Source organism: Actinomyces sp. HMT897 (assembly GCF_016626125.1).
Taxonomy (GTDB): Bacteria; Actinomycetota; Actinomycetes; order Actinomycetales; family Actinomycetaceae; genus Actinomyces.
The window spans coordinates 2,361,080-2,378,172 of the sequence record NZ_CP067336.1 but is presented as its reverse complement, the minus strand read 5'-3'; the positions used below and the strand labels follow the sequence as shown (position 1 = coordinate 2,378,172).

The 17,093-nt window shown below is 73.0% G+C and carries 11 protein-coding genes and 1 riboswitch; of the genes, 2 read left to right on the top strand and 9 right to left on the bottom strand.

Annotated features, from left to right (window positions below):
• The first annotated feature begins 150 nt into the window (after positions 1-150).
• Positions 151-651, top strand: coding sequence for an inorganic diphosphatase (locus tag JJJ15_RS09305; protein WP_106110398.1), 501 nt, complete (start codon positions 151-153; stop codon positions 649-651).
• A 327-nt stretch (positions 652-978) separates the two neighbouring features.
• Here JJJ15_RS09305 and JJJ15_RS09300 read toward each other — a convergent pair whose 3' ends face one another.
• The 3 genes from JJJ15_RS09300 to JJJ15_RS09290 form a co-directional block, all read right to left on the bottom strand.
• Positions 979-2,064: an alpha/beta hydrolase gene (locus JJJ15_RS09300; RefSeq protein WP_200510553.1), complete on the bottom strand. Its 1,086-nt coding sequence runs from the start codon at positions 2,062-2,064 to the stop codon at positions 979-981.
• 223 nt (positions 2,065-2,287) lie between these two features.
• The gene (locus JJJ15_RS09295) at positions 2,288-3,499 is read right to left on the bottom strand and encodes a homoserine O-acetyltransferase (protein WP_200510552.1); all 1,212 of its coding nucleotides are present in this window, start codon (positions 3,497-3,499) and stop codon (positions 2,288-2,290) included.
• Positions 3,500-3,530: 31 nt separating this feature from the next.
• Entirely contained in the window at positions 3,531-4,997 is a 1,467-nt protein-coding gene (locus JJJ15_RS09290; RefSeq protein WP_200510551.1) for a PLP-dependent transferase, read from the bottom strand.
• A gap of 658 nt (positions 4,998-5,655) precedes the next feature.
• Here JJJ15_RS09290 and JJJ15_RS09285 point away from each other — a divergent pair.
• A complete protein-coding gene (locus JJJ15_RS09285) occupies positions 5,656-7,098 on the top strand; it encodes a C40 family peptidase (protein ID WP_246742002.1) in 1,443 nt (480 codons plus the stop codon).
• Positions 7,099-7,911: 813 nt separating this feature from the next.
• Here JJJ15_RS09285 and JJJ15_RS09280 read toward each other — a convergent pair.
• The 6 genes from JJJ15_RS09280 to JJJ15_RS09255 all read right to left on the bottom strand — a co-directional run bounded on the left by JJJ15_RS09280 (position 7,912) and on the right by JJJ15_RS09255 (position 16,908).
• Positions 7,912-8,910 carry a hypothetical protein gene (locus tag JJJ15_RS09280; protein WP_200510550.1) on the bottom strand — a complete coding sequence of 333 codons (999 nt, stop codon included), beginning with the start codon at positions 8,908-8,910 and terminating at the stop codon, positions 7,912-7,914.
• Positions 8,911-8,950: 40 nt separating this feature from the next.
• Positions 8,951-11,341 carry a 5-methyltetrahydropteroyltriglutamate--homocysteine S-methyltransferase gene (gene metE, locus JJJ15_RS09275; RefSeq protein WP_200510549.1) on the bottom strand — a complete coding sequence of 797 codons (2,391 nt, stop codon included), beginning with the start codon at positions 11,339-11,341 and terminating at the stop codon, positions 8,951-8,953.
• Positions 11,338-12,534, bottom strand: a complete 1,197-nt coding sequence (locus JJJ15_RS09270) for a methylenetetrahydrofolate reductase (protein ID WP_200510548.1) — start codon at positions 12,532-12,534, stop codon at positions 11,338-11,340. The genes metE and JJJ15_RS09270 overlap by 4 nt, the downstream gene beginning before the upstream one ends.
• 4 nt (positions 12,535-12,538) lie before the next feature.
• Positions 12,539-12,623, bottom strand: a riboswitch (SAM riboswitch).
• Between the two features lie 329 nt (positions 12,624-12,952).
• Entirely contained in the window at positions 12,953-13,993 is a 1,041-nt protein-coding gene (locus tag JJJ15_RS09265; RefSeq protein ID WP_200510547.1) for an ATP-binding cassette domain-containing protein, read from the bottom strand.
• On the bottom strand, positions 13,990-14,574 hold the full coding sequence (locus tag JJJ15_RS09260; protein WP_200510546.1) for a hypothetical protein: 585 nt from the start codon (positions 14,572-14,574) through the stop codon (positions 13,990-13,992). The genes JJJ15_RS09265 and JJJ15_RS09260 overlap by 4 nt, the downstream gene beginning before the upstream one ends.
• Before the next feature lie 258 nt (positions 14,575-14,832).
• The gene (locus tag JJJ15_RS09255; RefSeq protein WP_200510545.1) at positions 14,833-16,908 is read right to left on the bottom strand and encodes a hypothetical protein; all 2,076 of its coding nucleotides are present in this window, start codon (positions 16,906-16,908) and stop codon (positions 14,833-14,835) included.
• Between the last annotated feature and the right edge of the window lie 185 nt (positions 16,909-17,093).

Genomic DNA, 17,093 nt, shown 5'->3' with positions numbered 1-17,093 from the left:
CCGAGGGCGCCTGACTGGAACGGTACCGCGCGGCAGCCTCGTGCGAGGCGCCGTCGTGGGTCACACTAGTGCCAACACTGCCAGCCGTCCCGACACGACGCCCGTCCACGCGGGCACCGCCAGGGGCGCGTCACGCGAAGGAGAGCACCGGTGGAGTTCGACGTCACTATTGAGATCCCTAAGGGTAACCGCAACAAGTACGAGGTGGACCACGAGTCCGGCCGCATCCGCCTGGACCGGATGCTCTTCACCTCCACCCGCTACCCCGACGACTACGGATTCATTGACGGCACCCTGGGCGAGGACGGGGACCCCCTGGACGCCCTGGTTCTCCTGGAGGAGCCCACCTTCCCCGGCTGTCTCATCCGCTGCCGCGCCCTGGGCATGTTCCGTATGCGCGACGAGAAGGGCGGGGACGACAAGGTCCTGTGCGTGCCGGCCGCCGACCAGCGCGCCTCCTGGCGTACCGACATCGAGGACGTCTCGGAGTTCCACCGTCTGGAGATCCAGCACTTCTTCGAGGTGTACAAGGACCTGGAGCCGGGCAAGAGCGTCGAGGGCGCCCACTGGGTGGGACGCGAGGAGGCCGAGGCCGAGATCCGCGTCTCCTACGCCCGTGAGGCCGAGCGGGTGGCGCGCGAGGGCCACTGAGCCTGGCGCGTCGCCGGGAGCCTGACGCCTGCTGGTCACCCACCATATTGTCGGGCGCCGGAAGCCGGGTGCCAGCCGTATCGCCGGGTGCCGCCAGCCAGCCGCTGGCGACGTCGCCGGGTGCCAGCCGTGTCGCCGGCTGCCGGGCTGGTGCTGGCCCGTCCCAGCGGCATCGGCAGGACCGGGGGCCCGGGGCCGGCCCACCGGCAGGCACGACCCGTTCTCACGAGCAATAAGTACCGTTCTTGCGAGGAATAAGTACCGTTCTCGCGGAGGGGCGGTGGCCACCTTGCGCGCCGTCGGTGCGGCCGCTCTGCCGGGACGTAGTCAGTGCAGGACGTAGGCGGCGACCCAGCGGCGCACCACGCTGAGCACCTGCTCGCGCACGGGCGGGGCCGACAGCATGAGGTCGTGGACCCCGCCCTCAAAGCGTGCCACCGTCACCAGGGCCCCGAGCCGCACCGCCCGGGCGACGACCTCGTCGACCTCCAGGACCGTGTCCACGTGGCGGGCGTCCTCGTTCCAGGTCACCCCCAGGCGGCTGCGGGCGCTGGCCAGGCACAGGACGGGGCAGCGCACGTCCAGCCCCGCGGACACCCGCGCCTGCCCCGCGAGGATGGCCTGGAGCCAGCCGGGCCGCACCGGCGCCGTCGGGAGCACCTTCCACCGGTGCTCCACCTGCCAGCCGCGCACGTACTCGTCACCCTCCCAGGCGGGGTCCGGCAGCTCGCCGTCGCGCTCCACGTCCCAGCCCGACAGGACCGTAAAGAGGCTCTCCTCGGGGAAGCTGGGCAGGGGGACGGGACGGCGCGGATCCCGACGGGCCAGGGTGTTGACCACCGGCTCGCCCACGAGGCGCACCGGGTCAGCGCCCTGGATCACCAGCCAGGGGGAGTTCAGGACCAGGGCCGCCAGGGCCCCGGGGTGGCGGTCGGCCCACAGGGAGGCGGTCAGCCCGCCGGTGGAGTGCCCGCAGAGCACCACCGGGGTGTCCATGCCCGTCTCGGCGCGCACCACCGCCAGGGCCTGCCCGATCTCCTCGTCGTAGTCGGTCAGGTTGGCGGTCCAGCCCAGCATCTGGCCCTCGCGCAGGCTCCGGCCGTAGCGGCGCAGGTCCACGGCGTAGAAGGCCCCGCCGATCCGGGCGACCTCGCGGGCCAGCGTGGTGTTGAAGAAGTAGTCGTTCCAGCCGTGGAGGTACAGCCAGGAGAACGACGGCGTCGTGGGGGTGGCGGCCAGGGCATGCGGGTCGAGGGCGGGCACGTGGCGCACCAGGGTGGCCACGGCGCCGTCGTCCTCCTCGTCGGGCAGGAGCGGCAGGGTCCGGGCCTGGAAGCCGGGCCCCAGGATGTCGGGGCCCCAGGAGCCCACGGGAGCCTGAGGGGCACCAGGGGTCGTGGTGGAGGTGCTCACGACCCCATTATGTCAGGGGCGCGGCGGCCGACCAGCAGGCCCACCTGGCGGGACCGCACATTCTTCTTTCAGACCTCGATCAAGGAACCGCGGAATCACGCGGATCTGCGACGTGGTCCAGCGTCCGGCACAAGGATGAATGTGCAACGGAGGCGCTGTTGCACATTCATCCTGGCCCCGGCCGCCTCCCAGGTCGGGAAATCGTTGGAACTACGCCACCGCCCTACCGGACCCCGTCGGAAGAATGTGCGACGTCGTCAGGCCCCGCCAGGAACTCGCGCAGGATGGCGCCCACCTGCTGGTGCTCAATGAGGAAGCCGTCGTGCCCGTGCAGGGAGTGCACGGTGCGACGTACCGTGCGGGGGATGCACCGGGTGAGCTCCTCGGCCTGGGGCGGCAGGAAGAGCCGGTCGGAGTCCACGTCCACCACCAGGGTCCGGGCGGTGACCGTCCCCAGGGCCGCCTGGGTCCCCCCGCGCCCGGCGCCCACGTCGTGGACCATCATGGAGTGGGTGACGATCAGGTAGCTGTTGGCGTCGAACCTGGCCAGGAGCTTGCCGGAGTGGTGGTCCAGGTAGGACTCCACCTGGTAGCGCCCGCCCACAGCCGGGTCCTCCTCCCCCTGGGGGGCGCGCCCGAAACGCGCGTCGAGCTCGGCGGCGCTGCGGTAGGTGGTGTGGGCGATCGCCCGTGCCAGCCCCAGCCCCCGCACCGGCCCGATGGGGTGGGAGTAGTAGTCGCCGTCCAGGAAGTAGGGGTCCGCCACGATGGCGAGCTCCTGGAGGTGGCACCAGGCGAGCTGGTCGGCCGTGGTGGAGGCCCCGGTGGCCACCAGGGCCAGGTTGCTCACCCGCTCGGGGTAGGTCACGGCCCACTCGACGGCGCGGTGCCCGCCCAGGGAGGCCCCGATGACCAGGTGGAAGGTGTCGATCCCCAGGGCGTCGGCCAGGAGGGCCTCGGCACGGACGGCGTCGCGGGTGGTCAGCCAGGGGAAGCGGGAGCCCCAGGGCCGCCCGTCGGGGGCGGTGGACGACGGCCCGGTGGAGCCCTGGCAGCCGCCCAGGATATTGGCGGCCACCACGTAGTAGCGCCCGGTGTCGACAGCCCGCCCCGGCCCCACGACGTCGCCCCACCACCCAGCGCTGCGGTGCCCCGGCCCGGCCCGGCCGGTGACGTGGGAGTCCCCGGTCAGGGCGTGCAGGACCAGGACGGCGTTGTCGCGCCCCGGGGCGAGCTCCCCCCAGGTCTCGAAGGCCAGGACCGTGTCCGGCAGCACCTCCCCGGAGTCCAGGGGCAGGTCGCCGATCTCCAGGAAGCGGCGGTGGCCGGGGTCGTCACCGGGACGCCAGGCCCCGGTGGGGGACCCGGCCTTGCGGTCCACGAGCTTGGCTCGGGCGGTACCCACGCCGTAGGGAACGCTCTCGGGGATCGTCATGGTGTCCCTCCTCGGGATCCGCTGCCGGGGCTCAGGCGCCGACGGCGTCCAGGCCCCGCTCCAGGTCGGCGAGGATGTCGTCAATGTGCTCGATCCCCACGCTCAGGCGCACGGTCCCGGCGCTGATCCCGGCCCGGGCCAGGCCGGCGTCGTCGACCTGGGAGTGGGTGGTGGTAGCGGGGTGGACCACCAGGGAGCGCACGTCGCCGATATTGGCCAGGTGGGAGAACAGGCTCAGGGAGTCCACGAAGGCGGCGCCCGCCGCCCGCCCCCCGGGCAGGTCGAAGGACAGCACGGCCCCGGCCCCGCGCGGACAGTACTTGCGGTGCAGCTCGTAGTAGGGGCTGGAGGGCAGGCCGGAGTAGCCCACCCGCGCCACGCCGTCGTGCCCCTCCAGGAAGCGCGCGACCGCCAGGGCGTTGTCCACGTGCCGCTCCATGCGCAGGGAGAGGGTCTCCACGCCCTGGGCGATGAGGAAGGCGTTGAACGGGCTGGCGGCGAAGCCGAGGTCGCGCTGGCCCTCGGTGTGGGCCTTGAGGATAAAGGCGACGTTGCCCATCTCGCTGCCCACCCCCAGGTCACGGGCGTAGACCAGGCCGTTGTAGGAGGGGTCGGGGGTGTTGAAGCCGGGGAAGCGCTCGGGGACGGAGGCGAAGTCGAAGTTCCCGGAGTCGACCAGGATCCCGCCCACGGACGAGCCGTGCCCGCCCAGGTACTTGGTGGCCGACTCCACCACGATGTCGGCACCCCACTCAATGGGCCGGGTCAGGTAGGGGGAGGCAATGGTGTTGTCCACCACCAGCGGGATGCCTAGGGCGTGGGCGGCGGCGGCAACGGGCTCAATGTCCAGGATGTCGCCCTTGGGGTTGGGGATGGTCTCCCCGAAGAAGGCCACGGTGCCCTCGTCGGCCTGGGCCGCCCAGGAGGCGGGGTCGGCGGGGTCCTCCACGAAGCGCGTGGTGATGCCGAACTTGGGCAGGGTGTGGGTCAGGAGGTTGGTGGTCCCCCCGTACAGGGAGGGGGAGGCGACGATATTGCTGCCCGCCTGCCCCAGGGTCAGGAAGGTCAGGGTCTCGGCGGCGATGCCGGAGGACACCAGGTGGGCGCCGACCCCGCCCTCCAGGGCGTTGACCCGGGCGGCCACAATGGCGTTGGTGGGGTTGTCCAGGCGGGTGTAGATAGGGCCGAGGCTGCGCAGGGCGAAGCGGTCGGCGGCCTCCTGGGCGGAGGGGAAGACGAAGGAGGTGGACTGGTAGACGGGGACGGCCCGGGCCCCGGTGGCGCAGTCGGGGGTGTGACCGGCCTGGACCTGCTTGGTCTCGAAGTGCCAGCCAGCGGGGTCGGCGGCGCTGGGCGGGGCCGACGCCGCGGGCGCCTGAGGGGGTGCGTCGGCGGCACCAGCCGGCCCACCGGCGGGGCGGCCCGTCGCGGGGGCCTCGGCTCGGGCGGCGTCGGCGTGGGCGGTGTCGGTGTGGTGGCTGGGGGTCGGGGTGCTCATGGTTCGCTCCTGGTGCGGTACGTCGCGGGGGTCTTCAGGGGCGGACGACGGCGTGGCCAGGCCGGGAGGACTGCGGCACCCAGGAGGGAGGATCCTGGCGGTGCCCCGTCCGCGAGGGTCACGGGGGCAACCTGCGCGCCTACGCCCTCCGGCGTGGGGCGGCGCCCCGTCCGCGAGGGTCACGGCCCGCGCACGGCGGGACCGCAGGACTTGACGTGCACGAGGGCCAGGGCCTGTGGGCCGGTGGCGGCGTGCGCGTCAGCTGCGCATTCGGCGGGTGCAGCACATGGGGCCACCGTAGGCACGGGTCCGCGGGGCGCGCAAACTCAAGGGACCAGGTCCGGGTGGCGCCGGTTCCTTTCTCGGGGGGCGGCGCCGGGGCCGGGAGCACCCGGCCGTCCGGATAGCGGGCACCCGCGACCACCAAGTGATACAGGCACGTCTCCTGGGGGCGAACAGCGCGTCCGTGTGAGCAGTCTCACCGACGTCGTTCTGCCGTGTCCTGGCGCGCGATTCCCGCCCTGACGGGACAGATGGTGAGCGTGTGACACCTGTGATTTGTGGGAACAGTGTTTCTTGCGGCCCCACGTCCCGCTAGTGTTCTCAGTAGTGAGCCAGGCGCGTCCGTCAAGGTGGCGCGCCGAGGAACGGAGGACCCGTGAGCAGCATCCTTCACCGCAGGACGACCAGAGCCGTCCTCGCGGCGACCGCTCTCGCCCTGGCAGCCGGACTGGGCCCCATAGCGGTCGCGGACGATGTCTCCCAGGACGACATTGACAAGTCCAAGGCGGCCGAGAGCTCGACGTCGGCCTCCATCGCGACCCTTGAGGCCCAGCTCTCCCAGCTCAACGCCAGTCTCAACGCCGCCCAGATCAGCGCCGAGAAGGCCAACGAGGACTACCTGGTCGCCCTGGACGACCTCGACCAGGCCACCACCAGCGCGCAGACCGCCCAGACCAACGCGGACAACGCCAAGCAGGAGACCACCGAGGCCCGCACCGCGCTGGGTTCCGTGGTGGTGCAGACCTACCAGGAGGGTGGCAACCCCCTGGACATGCTCACCCCCTACCTGACCAGCGAGTCGCTGGCGGACCTCGCCGACCAGAACGTGGCCCTCATGCGCGCCGGGGAGAACTCTGACGCCAAGGTCCAGGGGGTGGAGGCCCTCCAGGCCGTGGCCGACACCATGCAGTCCATCGCGGACAGCAAGGTCGTGGCCAAGCAGACTGCCGCCGACACCGCCCAGAGCGCCAAGGCCACCGCCGACACCGCGGCCGCGCAGGCCCAGGCGGCGGTGACCGACGCCGAGACCAAGCGCACCAACCTCATTAGCCAGCTCGCCACCCAGCGCAACACCACCGTCGAGCTGGAGACCCAGTACCAGAACCAGCGGGAGGCCGAGCGCAAGGCCAAGGAGGAGGCCGCTGCCAAGGCGGCGGCTGAGGCGGCCGCCCAGGCTGCTGCCGCGCGGGCGGCTGCCGACCAGGCCGCCCGGGACCAGGCTGCTGCCAGCCAGCCCGCGGCCCCCGCCCCCACCGCCCCGGGACCTGACCCGACCACACCGGCACCCGACCCGGAGCCAGCACCAGCGCCCGCACCCGACCCTGAGCCTGAGCCCGCACCGGCCCCCGAGCCCGCACCGGCCCCGGCACCTGAGCCCGACCCGGAGCCCGAGCCCGAGCCGGCACCTGCGCCCGAGCCAGAGCCTGAGCCGGACCCCGAGCCCGCGCCCTCCTACGGCGGGGCCTCGACCGCGATCAACTCGGCCTACTCCTTCCTGGGCACGCCCTACGTCTGGGGCGGGGAGTCCTACGGTGGCGTGGACTGCTCGGGCCTGACCATGCTGTCCTGGCGCAGTGCCGGGGTGTACCTCACCCACTCCTCACGTGTGCAGTACGGCGAGGGAACGCTGGTGCCCCTGGGCAGCGTCCAGCCCGGTGACCTGGTCTTCTGGTCGGACAACGGTACCCAGTCCGGCATCTACCACGTGGCCATGTACCTGGGTGACGACCAGATGATCGAGGCCCCGACCTTCGGCATGACCGTGCGGGTGACCGCCATGCGCTACTCAGGGGCCATGCCCTACGCCGTGCGCTTCTGACACCCGCCCCCTTCCGCGAGAACGGTACTTATTCTTCGCGAGAACGGACGTGCCGGTACCTAGACCTGACGGGACCCGTCTGCCCCACTGCACCTGGGGGACAGACGGGTCCCGTCGTCCACGTGCCGCCCGTACGAGCTCCCGCAGATCTCGGGTCCTGTACCAGCCCTCCCTCCGCTTCTCGGCACACTCCATCCTGAGGGCGGAGTAGGACTCAGGTCCCTGTACCCAGCCCTCCACTAGGGGTACCCGCCGATCCTGTAGGGAGCAGGGCCCCAAGTACAGCCCTGTCCCGACCTGGCGACCCCGACCTCGCTGGCAACGTACCTTGGTCGCCGGGGACGTACCGTAGAGGTACGTCCCCGGCGACCAAGGCACGTCCGTGTCGAACAAGTACCGTTCTCACGGCCAACAAGTACCGTTCTCACGGCCAACAAGTACCGTTCTCACGGCCAACAAGTACCGTTCTCGCGACGAACAAGTACCGTTCTCGCGAAGAACAAGTACCGTTCTCGCGGAAGGGGGGCAAGAGAATGGCGCGGGACCAGGACGGCCCCGCGCCAGGAGACGCTCGAAGACACAAGGGGACGCTAGAAAGCACCAGAAGACACCAGAAAAAGCTAAGAGACTTCAGGAGACGCTCGAAAATACCAGAAGACTCCAGAAAACCGAGACACGTCGGAAGACGCTTGGAGCCGGGCAGCCTGGGTAGATCCCCAGGGCGGCCTGAGAAGACTCCGGAGCCAGACGACTTAAGCAGACACCCGGAGCCGGGCAGCCACACGGGCGGCCTGACTCCCGGAGCCAGCAGGCCTAGCGGGTCAGGAGCTCGGCCAGGCTCGGGCCCGTGACACCCAGGCGCCACACCCGCCAGCCGTCAATGTCCTGCGTGTGCTGGGCGGCGTTGGCGGCGGCTGAGGGATCCACGAAGGACTCCCCCGTGGACAGGGTCATCCGACCGCTGCGGTCCAGGATGGCCTCGTGGTGGATCCCCCGACGCGGCCGGTCCCACACCAGGCGGGCGGGGGTCTGGAGGCTGGCGGCGACCAGGGCCAGCGCCTGCGCGGCCTCGTTGCCCGAGGTGACCGTGGGCTGGGCCCCCAGGACAGGGCCGGTGCTGCGGTGCCCGCGACGCAGGCCGGGCAGCTCCTCGACGGTGACGTCGTCGCCCTCCCAGGTCGGGACCGTAATACGGGGCATGGGGGTGGTCTCGAACTCGTTGGACCTCCAGTCCGTGCTCCCCCGGCTCGACCTGGACTCCGAGGGCGCCTCACGCCTGCTGGCCCACGCCTCCTCCGCGGCGCTACGGGCCGCCCAGGGGCTGTCCGGGGCGGCGTGGGAGGTCCGCCCCGTCGTCCCCGCCGTCTCCCCGGTGGTACGGGAGTCCCCGGTGGTACGGGAGGCGGCCCACACGCTCTCGTCGCCGGTGCTCCCGCTGGTCTCCTCGACCATCTGGATGGGCGTGGCCTGGCGGATACTCGCCAGGGCGGCGTCCTCCACGGACTCGACGCTCACCAGGACGGTGCCCCCGTAGCTGCGCACACTCACGATACGGATATGTACCCCGGCCTCGGACAGGCGTCGTACGCTCGCGCGCACGTCATCGCTGACGCCCTCGGTCAGGATGGTCAGCCCGGTGTCCGACATCTCGGCGATGGCGGACACCAGGGCGTCGGCGTCCAGGAACTCGAACACGGGGGCGGTCGTCTGGGTCGCCAGGGCCGCCCTCACCTGGGCCCGTACCTGTGACGACGCCTCACGCCCCCAGATGACGGGGGTGAGGCGGTCGTCGTCGAGAGCGAAGAGCGTCATGCGCCCATGATCTCATGGAAAGTGGGGTCTTGACGAGTGGTTAGAGGCTTTCGCGGACAGCTTTGGCGGCATCCACAAGATTGCGCAGGCTCGCCTCGGTCTCGGCGTAGGCGCGGGTCTTGAGCCCGCAGTCCGGGTTGGCCCAGACCCTGCCCGCTCCCAGGGCGTCCACGGCCCGCCGGAGCAGCTCGGTGCACTCCTCCACGCTGGGTACGCGCGGTGAGTGGATATCCCAGATCCCGGGGCCGAGCTGGCGCTCGAAGCCGTGGGCGGCCACCGCCGGGAGGATGTCCATGCGCGAGCGGGAGGCCTCGATACTGGTCACGTCGGCGTCCAGGTGGTCCACGGCGTCAATGACGACGTCGAACTCGGAGTAGCACAGGTGGGTGTGGACCTGGGTGGCCGGAGCCGCCCCGCCGGTGGCCAGGCGGAAGGAGCCCACCGACCACTGAAGGTAGGCGGGGCGGTCGGCGCGCCGCAGCGGCAGGGTCTCGCGGATGGCGGGCTCGTCGACCTGGACGACGCCGATCCCGGCCGCCTCCAGGTCGGCCACCTCGGCGCGCAGGGCCAGGCCCAGCTGGTCGGCCACCTGGGCGCGCGGGATGTCGTCGCGCACGAAGCTCCAGGCCATAATCGTCACCGGGCCGGTGAGCATGCCCTTCATGGGCTTGTCGGTCAGGGACTGGGCGTAGGCGGACCAGGCCACCGTCATGGGCGCGGGCCGGGCGACGTCACCCCACAGGATGGAGGGGCGGGTGCAGCGTGAGCCGTAGGACTGCACCCAGCCGTGCTCGGTGGCGGCGAAGCCGTCCAGGAGCTCGGCGAAGTACTGGACCATGTCGTTACGCTCGGCCTCGCCGTGCACCAGCACGTCCAGGCCGATCTCCTCCTGGAGCGCCACCACGCGGGCGATCTCGGCGCGCATGGCGTCCTCGTAGCCGGCCGCGCCCAGCTCACCGCGGCGGTGGGCGGCCCGGGCCCTGCGGATCTCGGCGGTCTGCGGGAAGGAGCCGATGGTGGTGGTGGGGATGAGCGGCAGGCCCAGCCGCGCGTCCTGGGCGGCCTTGCGCTCGGGGTAGGGGGCCCGGGTGCGGTCGGCCTGGGTGACGGAGGCCACGGCGTCGCGCACCTCGTCCCGGCGCACGCCGGGGTGGGCGGCGCGCCGGGCCCGCAGCTCCGCGTCGCGGGCCAGCTCGTCGGCGACCGCCTCACGACCCTGGGCCAGTCCCCTGGCCAGGGTGAGGACCTCACCCACCTTCTGGTCGGCGAAGGCCAGCCAGGAGCGGATCTCGGGGTCGATGCCGGTCTCACGCCCCACGTCGTGGGGCACGTGCTGGAGGGAGGTGGAGGTGGCCACGGTGACGGGCGTGCCCGCGGGCAGCGCGTCACGCAGCGCCTCCAGGGTGGACAGCGCAGCACTGAGGTCGGTGCGCCAGATATTGCGCCCCGAGACCACCCCGGCCACCACGGTCTTACCCTCCAGGGTGGCCAGGTCCTCGGCATTGGGCAGGCGGCCGGCCACCAGGTCCAGGCCGACGGCCTCCACCCCGGTGGCGCCCAGGACGGGCAGGGCCGCGCCGAGCGGGCCGTAGGTGCCGGCCACGAGGATCCGGGGGCGCTCGGTCACGGCGGACAGCAGCGTGTAGGCCTGGTGGACGGCCGCGAGGATCCGCTCCTCCGGCACGTCCCAGGCGTCGCAGGCCAGGGCGGGCTCGTCGAGCTGGACCCAGGTGGCGCCCGCGGCCCACAGGTCGACCAGGAGGTGGGCGTAGGCGTCCAGGACGTCACCCAGGCGGTCCAGGGGGTGGAAGTCCCGGCCGGCGGCGTCGGAGGCCTTGGCCAGGAGGAGGTAGGTGACGGGGCCCACCACCACGGGCCGCACGTCCGTCCCGGCGCGGGCGGCCTCCAGGACCTGGGCCACCGGGCCGTCGGTGGGGTCCACGGCGCCGAAGCCGAGGGCGTAGCGCACCGGGGTGGTCTCGTCCAGCTCGGGCACCAGGTAGTGGTAGTTGGAGTCCAGCCACTTGGTCATCTCGGCGGCGGCACGCTCGCCCTCGCCGCGGGCCACGGTGAAGTACTCCTCCAGGCCCAGTCCGGGAAAGCCCTGGCCGGCGGTGCCGCGCAGGTCGGCAAAGCGCTCGGGGACGGCCCCCAGGGCGGTGGTGACCTGGTGGACCTGGTCGTAGTAGGTGAAGTCGGCCGGTACGGAGGCGGGCCCGCCCAGGCCCAGGGCGGCCAGGTGCGAGCGGGTGGCCGCACGCAGGTCGGCGGCGGAGGCACGCAGGTCAGCCAGGGTGGTGGAACCGCGCCAGGCCGACTCCAGGGCCTTCTTGAGCTCCCGGTCAGCGCCAATGCGCGGGTAGCCCAGGATCGTGGCCCCCGGCAGGGGGGGCAGGGAGCCGGACGTGGGCTGGTCGGGGGCGGCGCTCATGCGTTCTCCTTGATGGTGGTCTTAGTGGTGTGTGGCTGGGCTGGCTGGAGGGGCGCGCCCGCGGCGGCCCGGCCCCCGCGGCGCAGGAAGGAGGGGCCGCGGCCGGGCGTGGCCTGGAGGTAGCCGCGGTCGACGGCGTCACGCACCTCCCGGTCCGGGGCGGCGCCGTCGAGGATCCGCCCTAGACGCAAATGGCTGATAATGTCCAGGGCTGGTCGGGTGCGGTTGAAGGTGTACAGGTGCAGTCCTGGGGCGCCAGCCTCCAGGAGCGCGGTTGACAGTCCCAGGGTGGCGTCCACGCCGCGGGCCACCAGGGAGGCCCCGGTCGCGGTGGACAGGGAGTCGCGCAGCCTGCGGGGCACTGCGACGCCGGTGAGGGACTCCAGACGGGTCAGACGGGTCAGGTCCGTCAGGGGGATGACGCCGGGCAGGATGGGGATGGTCACCCCGGCGTAGGTGCAGGCGCGGACCAGGGCCACGTAGTCCTCGGGCTCGTAGAAGACCTGGGTGATGGCCAGGTCGGCCCCGGCGGCCTGTTTGGCGGCCAGGACCTCGACCTCCCGGAGGTGGTCGGCGGCGGCCGGGTAGGCGGCCACCGCGATGGTGACGTGGCGCCGGTCGTCACCGAAGTAACTGGCCTCGACCTCGCGGATGACCTGGACCAGGTCGGTGGCGTAGCGCAGCTCACCGTGGACGTCCTGGGGGGAGAAGCCGGGGGGCGGGTCACCGCGCAGGGCCAGGAAGCGGCGCACGCCCATGGCCAGGAAGTGGGAGACGATCTCGACGGTGTCACGCCGGGTGTAGCCGATGCAGGTCAGGTGCGCCATGAGAGGCACCTGGGAGGAGGAGATGACGTGGGCGGCGACGTCCTCGGCGGCATTGCGCTCCCTGACGACGCGGACGCGGGGGACGGGGTCCGCAGGAGCGGTGTCCGAGCGGGCCGGAGCGGTGAGGTCCGGGCAGGGGCTGGCGGGAGCAGGGTCCGGGCGGGAGCCTGCGGTGTCCGGGCGGGCAGGGGCGGCGTCGGCCCCCTCCCCTGCCCCGCCCGGGGCGAGGAAACGGGGGCGGTAGGTCACCGACACGAAGTCCGGGGCGGTGGCCAGGAGCCGGTCAATGCGCCCCCAGGCCGCCGAGGAGCGCGGCGGGAAGAGCTCCAGGCTCAGCGTGGGGCGGGTCGGTGCTGGTGACGTCATGATCTCTCCATCGGTCCTGGCTGAAGCACCCGCCTACCGGGTTGCTGCGGCGTCAAGGAGCCAGGTCTCTCGGCCGCTCTGGATGGTGGACGTGAGCCTACCCTATCGACCTGGACGCCCACACCACAGGCCGCGGGACGTAGGTCACTGGCACCGCTGCGTGCGGGCCCCCCGGTGCCTGCGAGCGGTACCGGGCTCGCCGGGCCAGTGCTCCAGCGGGCCCGGTACCGCACTGCCAGCACCCCCGAGACCAGTCCACGTCCCCACCGACCCCGTCAGACCCGTCCACGACGCCTGAGTCCTCACCCAGCCCGAACCGCGTCCCCACCAGCCCCGTCAGGCCCGGTACCGTGTCACCCGGTCTGACGGGTGGTCGGGGAGGGGCCGGGCACAGCGGGCCGGGGCAGGTGGCGGCCCGTCAGGTGGGTGCGGTCGGGGAGGGGCCGGGCACAGCAGGCCGGGGCGTGAGGTGGTGGAGCTCGTCGGCGACCTCCAGGACGAGCGGGTCGTGGGAGGTGACCAGGACCGCCGCGCCCCGACCGGCCTGCGCCCGCAGGAGGGCGACGAGATGACGGGCGGTCTCCTCGTCAAGGGCGGCGGTGGGCTCGTCCAGGCACAGCAGCCGCGGGGCGCCGACCAGGGCCCGGGCCACGGCGGTCCTCTGACGCTCACCGCCGGAGAGCGTGGCCGCGTCCTGGTCCAGGACCTCGTGGAGGTCGAGCTCCTCAGCCAGGTCGACGGCCCGCTGCCTGAGGCCGGCCCGCACGGCGCGGGAGGCACGGCCTGGTGGGCAGCCCAGGAGGATGTTCCCCAGAACACTCAGCCCGGGCAGGACGGGACTGTCCTGCCCGGCGTAGCCCAGGAACCCGGCCCGGGCGGCGGCGACCCGCTCGGGCCGGCGCCAGGGCACCGGCTCCCCGGCCCAGGTGACGCTACCGGTACTGGGCTGGAGGAGCCCGGCCACGACCCGCAGCAGGCTGGTCTTCCCGCAGCCGGTGCGACCGGCCAGGCAGGTCACCGCTCCTGCGCGCAGGACCAGGTCGTAGGAGCTGACCACCGTACGGGCGGAGCCCCGGGTAACGTACGTGATGGAAACACCCTCCAGGGAGGCGACGACGTCGCCCGCCCAGGTGGACGCCTCGTCTGCGACGTCGCCCTGACCACGTGCACCACCGGGGATCCGCCCTGAGCGGGGAGCCTGGGCCCCGGATCCGCCGTCGGTCTCCAGGCAGCAGGCGGAGGCGGCCTGGGCCCCGAACCCGGCTCCGGGGCCGTCACCGGGCCCGGAACCAGCTCCTGGGCCGGGACCAGTCCCTGGATCGGGGCCAGCTCCAGGATCGGAGCCATCACCGGACCTGGGCCCAGTCCCAGGATCGAGGCCGTCACCGGGCACTGTCCCTGTTGCAGCAACCTTCCCTGCCGGACGGGCAAGCTCGCCGTCAGCTGCGTGAGCACTCATACATCCTCCTGCGAAAGGTGTCCCTGCCAAAGGCGCCGTCCCTGACGCGACAGGCCGGGCCGCCAGCCGCTATCCGGTGCGCGCTGGGGCCGCGAGGCCCTGACGGCGGGCAGCAGGTGGACGGCGGCGGTAAGGACCAGGGCCAGGGCGCAGACCGCCAGGGCCAGGACGGTGGCGGCGGCAGGGACCTGAGGCACCCACAGACTCACTACCGGGGTGAGGCAGGCCAGGAGCAGCACGACCGGCACGTACCGGCGCCCCCAGGACACGGCCTCCACCCGGACACGGGCGACGCGGGACCAGCCGGCCGCCGCCAGGACCTGGTGCCTCCCGGTGAGCGGTGCGCGCACGGCGCGCAGGCCCGTGAGCAGCAGCGCCAGGGCGGCCACGCTGGTCAGGGCCACCAGCACCGTCGTGGCCAACCGGGCCAGGGACAGGCCGACCCCGGCGGCCTGGGAGGTGCCCGCCTGGGACGTGTACTGGGACAGGACCGTCAGGCCCGCCCCGGCCGCCAGCCCGGTCAGGACGACGCCGGCCCCGGTGGCGAGCCCACCCGAGGCGCCTGCAAGGCGGTAGCCCACGCCCACGGGCCCCGGCACCGTCCGCCGGACCCGCGCGCGGACGGCACGAGGCGCCCGGAGCCTGGCGACCCTCCACCGTGACCGGGCCTGCGCGCGGACGGCGCGAGACCCCCACCTGGGCAGTCGCGGCCGGCCCGCCTGCGCAGACCCCTGCGGAGACCTTCCGGTGGCGTCGGTATCGCCCTGCCCCGGCAGGCTCCCCCGGACCCGGGCCCTGGTGCGCTGGGGACGCAGGGCGGCGGCGGCGTCCCACAGGACCTACACCACCACCCCCAGCACGTAGACGAGCCCGACCGCGGGGGCCAGGACGAGGACCACCGGGTTGCTCCCCTGCGTCGCGCTCACGGCACAGGCCGCCGCCGCGCCCAGGAGCACGGCTGCTAGGGCGGGCAGACGAGCGCCCAGGAGCCGGGCTCGCAGACGGGGCCCGGACCAGCCGGACTGGACCAGGACCCGGGCCCGGAGGACCCGCGCCGCGGAGGCCTGCCCCTCGACGACCAGGGCCAGCAGGCCACAGGTGAGCATTGACACGACGGTCAGCATCCTGGTGGTCCACGACGAGGCGGCCTCCACGCGGGCCACCGCCCCCAGCTCGGTCCACTGCTGGGTGGCGGTGCCGTGCCAGGCGCCGGTCATGGAACCGGTCAGCTCCACGGACACCTCCACCGGCGAGGAGCCTGTCACGACCGTCGGCGTCAGGCCCATGTCGGCGACCCGGGCGGCCACGCGCTCTAGGTCGTCCTCGCTGGCCGCCCCGCCGTCGGGCCGCTCCAGGCGCAGGCGCACCATGCCGGCGGGCAGCCGGGTCCCGTCCAGGGCCAGGTCGTCCAGGGCGGTGTCGGGGATGACCGCGCCCGCCGGTGAGGTGGCGGCCCCGGTACCCGACACGTCCTGGGCGACCGGCCCCCGGCTGGTCCTCAGGGTGGAGGCCGCCAGCGGATCCGTGCCCGGCAGGGACCCCGAGGTCACCGGGTACAGGCCCGTTGAGATCATGCCCGGCTTGCGGTAGGCGCCCCCGACCAGCCCCCGGACCCGGTAGATCTCCTCCCGCCACTCCGAGGAGGTGATCCCGGCGACGGCCGTGTAGCGCAGGCTGGGGTCGCCGCCGGGGCTGGTGGTGTCGACGGCGGACAGGGGCGCCGGCTCCTTGCGGGTGGCGGTCCTTGAGGAGTCGGTGGTGACGTCCCCGTAGGACATGGTCCCGTAGGTCACGACCTGGGACGGGGCGCCGACCCCCAGGGGGTGTGCGGGGGCGAGCCAGAAGTAGGCGGGCGACGTCGTGGGCACCGTGGCGACATCGTGCCCCGGCAGGGCCAGGAGCCGGTCGGCTGCGGACTCGGTCAGGTAGCGGCAGTCCTCACCCGCGACCGGTGGGCAGCGGTAGGCCCTGTCCGTGTCGTCCTCGGTGAGGGAGGTCCCGGTGGTGTCGAGCTCGGTGGCCTGCCCGCTCACCGTCATGTCGGGCAGGCCCGAGTCCGCGACCAGGGCCGGCACGGGGTACCCGTAGGACAGGAGCCAGGGACCGTCCAGGCTCAGGGGGTCGTCCGCCCTCGGGCCCGAACCGCCCCGCCAGGTGTCCCGTGCCCACTGTACGAAGGCACCGGGGTCAGCAGCGGCCCTGGCAAGGGAGTCCATGGAGGCCGCCAGGGCCTCGTCGCCGCTGGCCCTGGCGAGCGCGGCCTCGGAGGCCGGGTCCAGGGCGACGATGGATGCCCGGCTCACGTCCGTCATCGCGGCCGAGGAGAGGCCCGGGGCCGTCAGCGGCTCAAGGGCTACGCCCTGGTCGGTGACCACGGGGACCGGTTGCCCCAGCTCGTCTCCTGACAGGAGGTTGATGGCGGACCGCGTGCCAGGGGCGAGGAGCATGTTCCTGCCCTGGGCTGCGAGAAGGAGGGTGGAGGGGGCGGAGGCCCTGGTACCGGTGCCGTCCGTGACCGACACGGTGACCTGGACGCGCCAGGCCCGCAGGTGGTCGCCGTCCTGGTCGGCGGCGGGCCGGGGCACCCAGGCGCTCACGACCTGCTCCGTGTCCTGGTCGGCCAGGTCGACCACGGTGACCGGGGCGGCGACCTCCACCCCCGGGATGTCTCGCAGGGCCCGGACCTGGTCAGGGGTCACGCTCCCCTGGGTCATCCAGGCGTCCGGGGCCAGGTACCGGTGACCCCCCAGGACCGTCACCGGGTCCCGGGAGGTCACGACGATATCGACAGGAGTGTCCCGCACCCCCTCCAGCCGGTCCCTGACAGAGACCGACACGCTCGAGCCCAGGAAGGAGGAGGCCAGCAGCGCGGCCCCTACCAGGGCCCCTGGGGCGAGGCGGGACAGCAGGCTCACGCGGGGACCGATCCGCCGTCGCCCAGCAGGCAGGCCCTGTGGAAGCGGTCCACGTACCAGCAGTTACGCGGCCTGGGCTCCCCTCCGGGCTGCCACCAGCCGGACACGACATCCGGGTGCGTCGGCGTAGCCGCTGCGACACCGACGCTGGCACCGACACCGACGCATCCGACCACACCCAGGAC

What these genes read in the sequence shown, in the direction of transcription:
- JJJ15_RS09295 (WP_200510552.1), bottom strand. Translation starts at nt 3,499, where the DNA reads ATGACGATCCCCGAGAGCGTTCCCTACGGCGTGGGTACCGCCCGAGCC.
- JJJ15_RS09290 (WP_200510551.1), bottom strand. Translation starts at nt 4,997, where the DNA reads ATGAGCACCCCGACCCCCAGCCACCACACCGACACCGCCCACGCCGAC.
- JJJ15_RS09280 (WP_200510550.1), bottom strand. Translation starts at nt 8,910, where the DNA reads ATGACGCTCTTCGCTCTCGACGACGACCGCCTCACCCCCGTCATCTGG.
- metE (WP_200510549.1), bottom strand. Translation starts at nt 11,341, where the DNA reads ATGAGCGCCGCCCCCGACCAGCCCACGTCCGGCTCCCTGCCCCCCCTG.
- JJJ15_RS09270 (WP_200510548.1), bottom strand. Translation starts at nt 12,534, where the DNA reads ATGACGTCACCAGCACCGACCCGCCCCACGCTGAGCCTGGAGCTCTTC.
- JJJ15_RS09265 (WP_200510547.1), bottom strand. Translation starts at nt 13,993, where the DNA reads ATGAGTGCTCACGCAGCTGACGGCGAGCTTGCCCGTCCGGCAGGGAAG.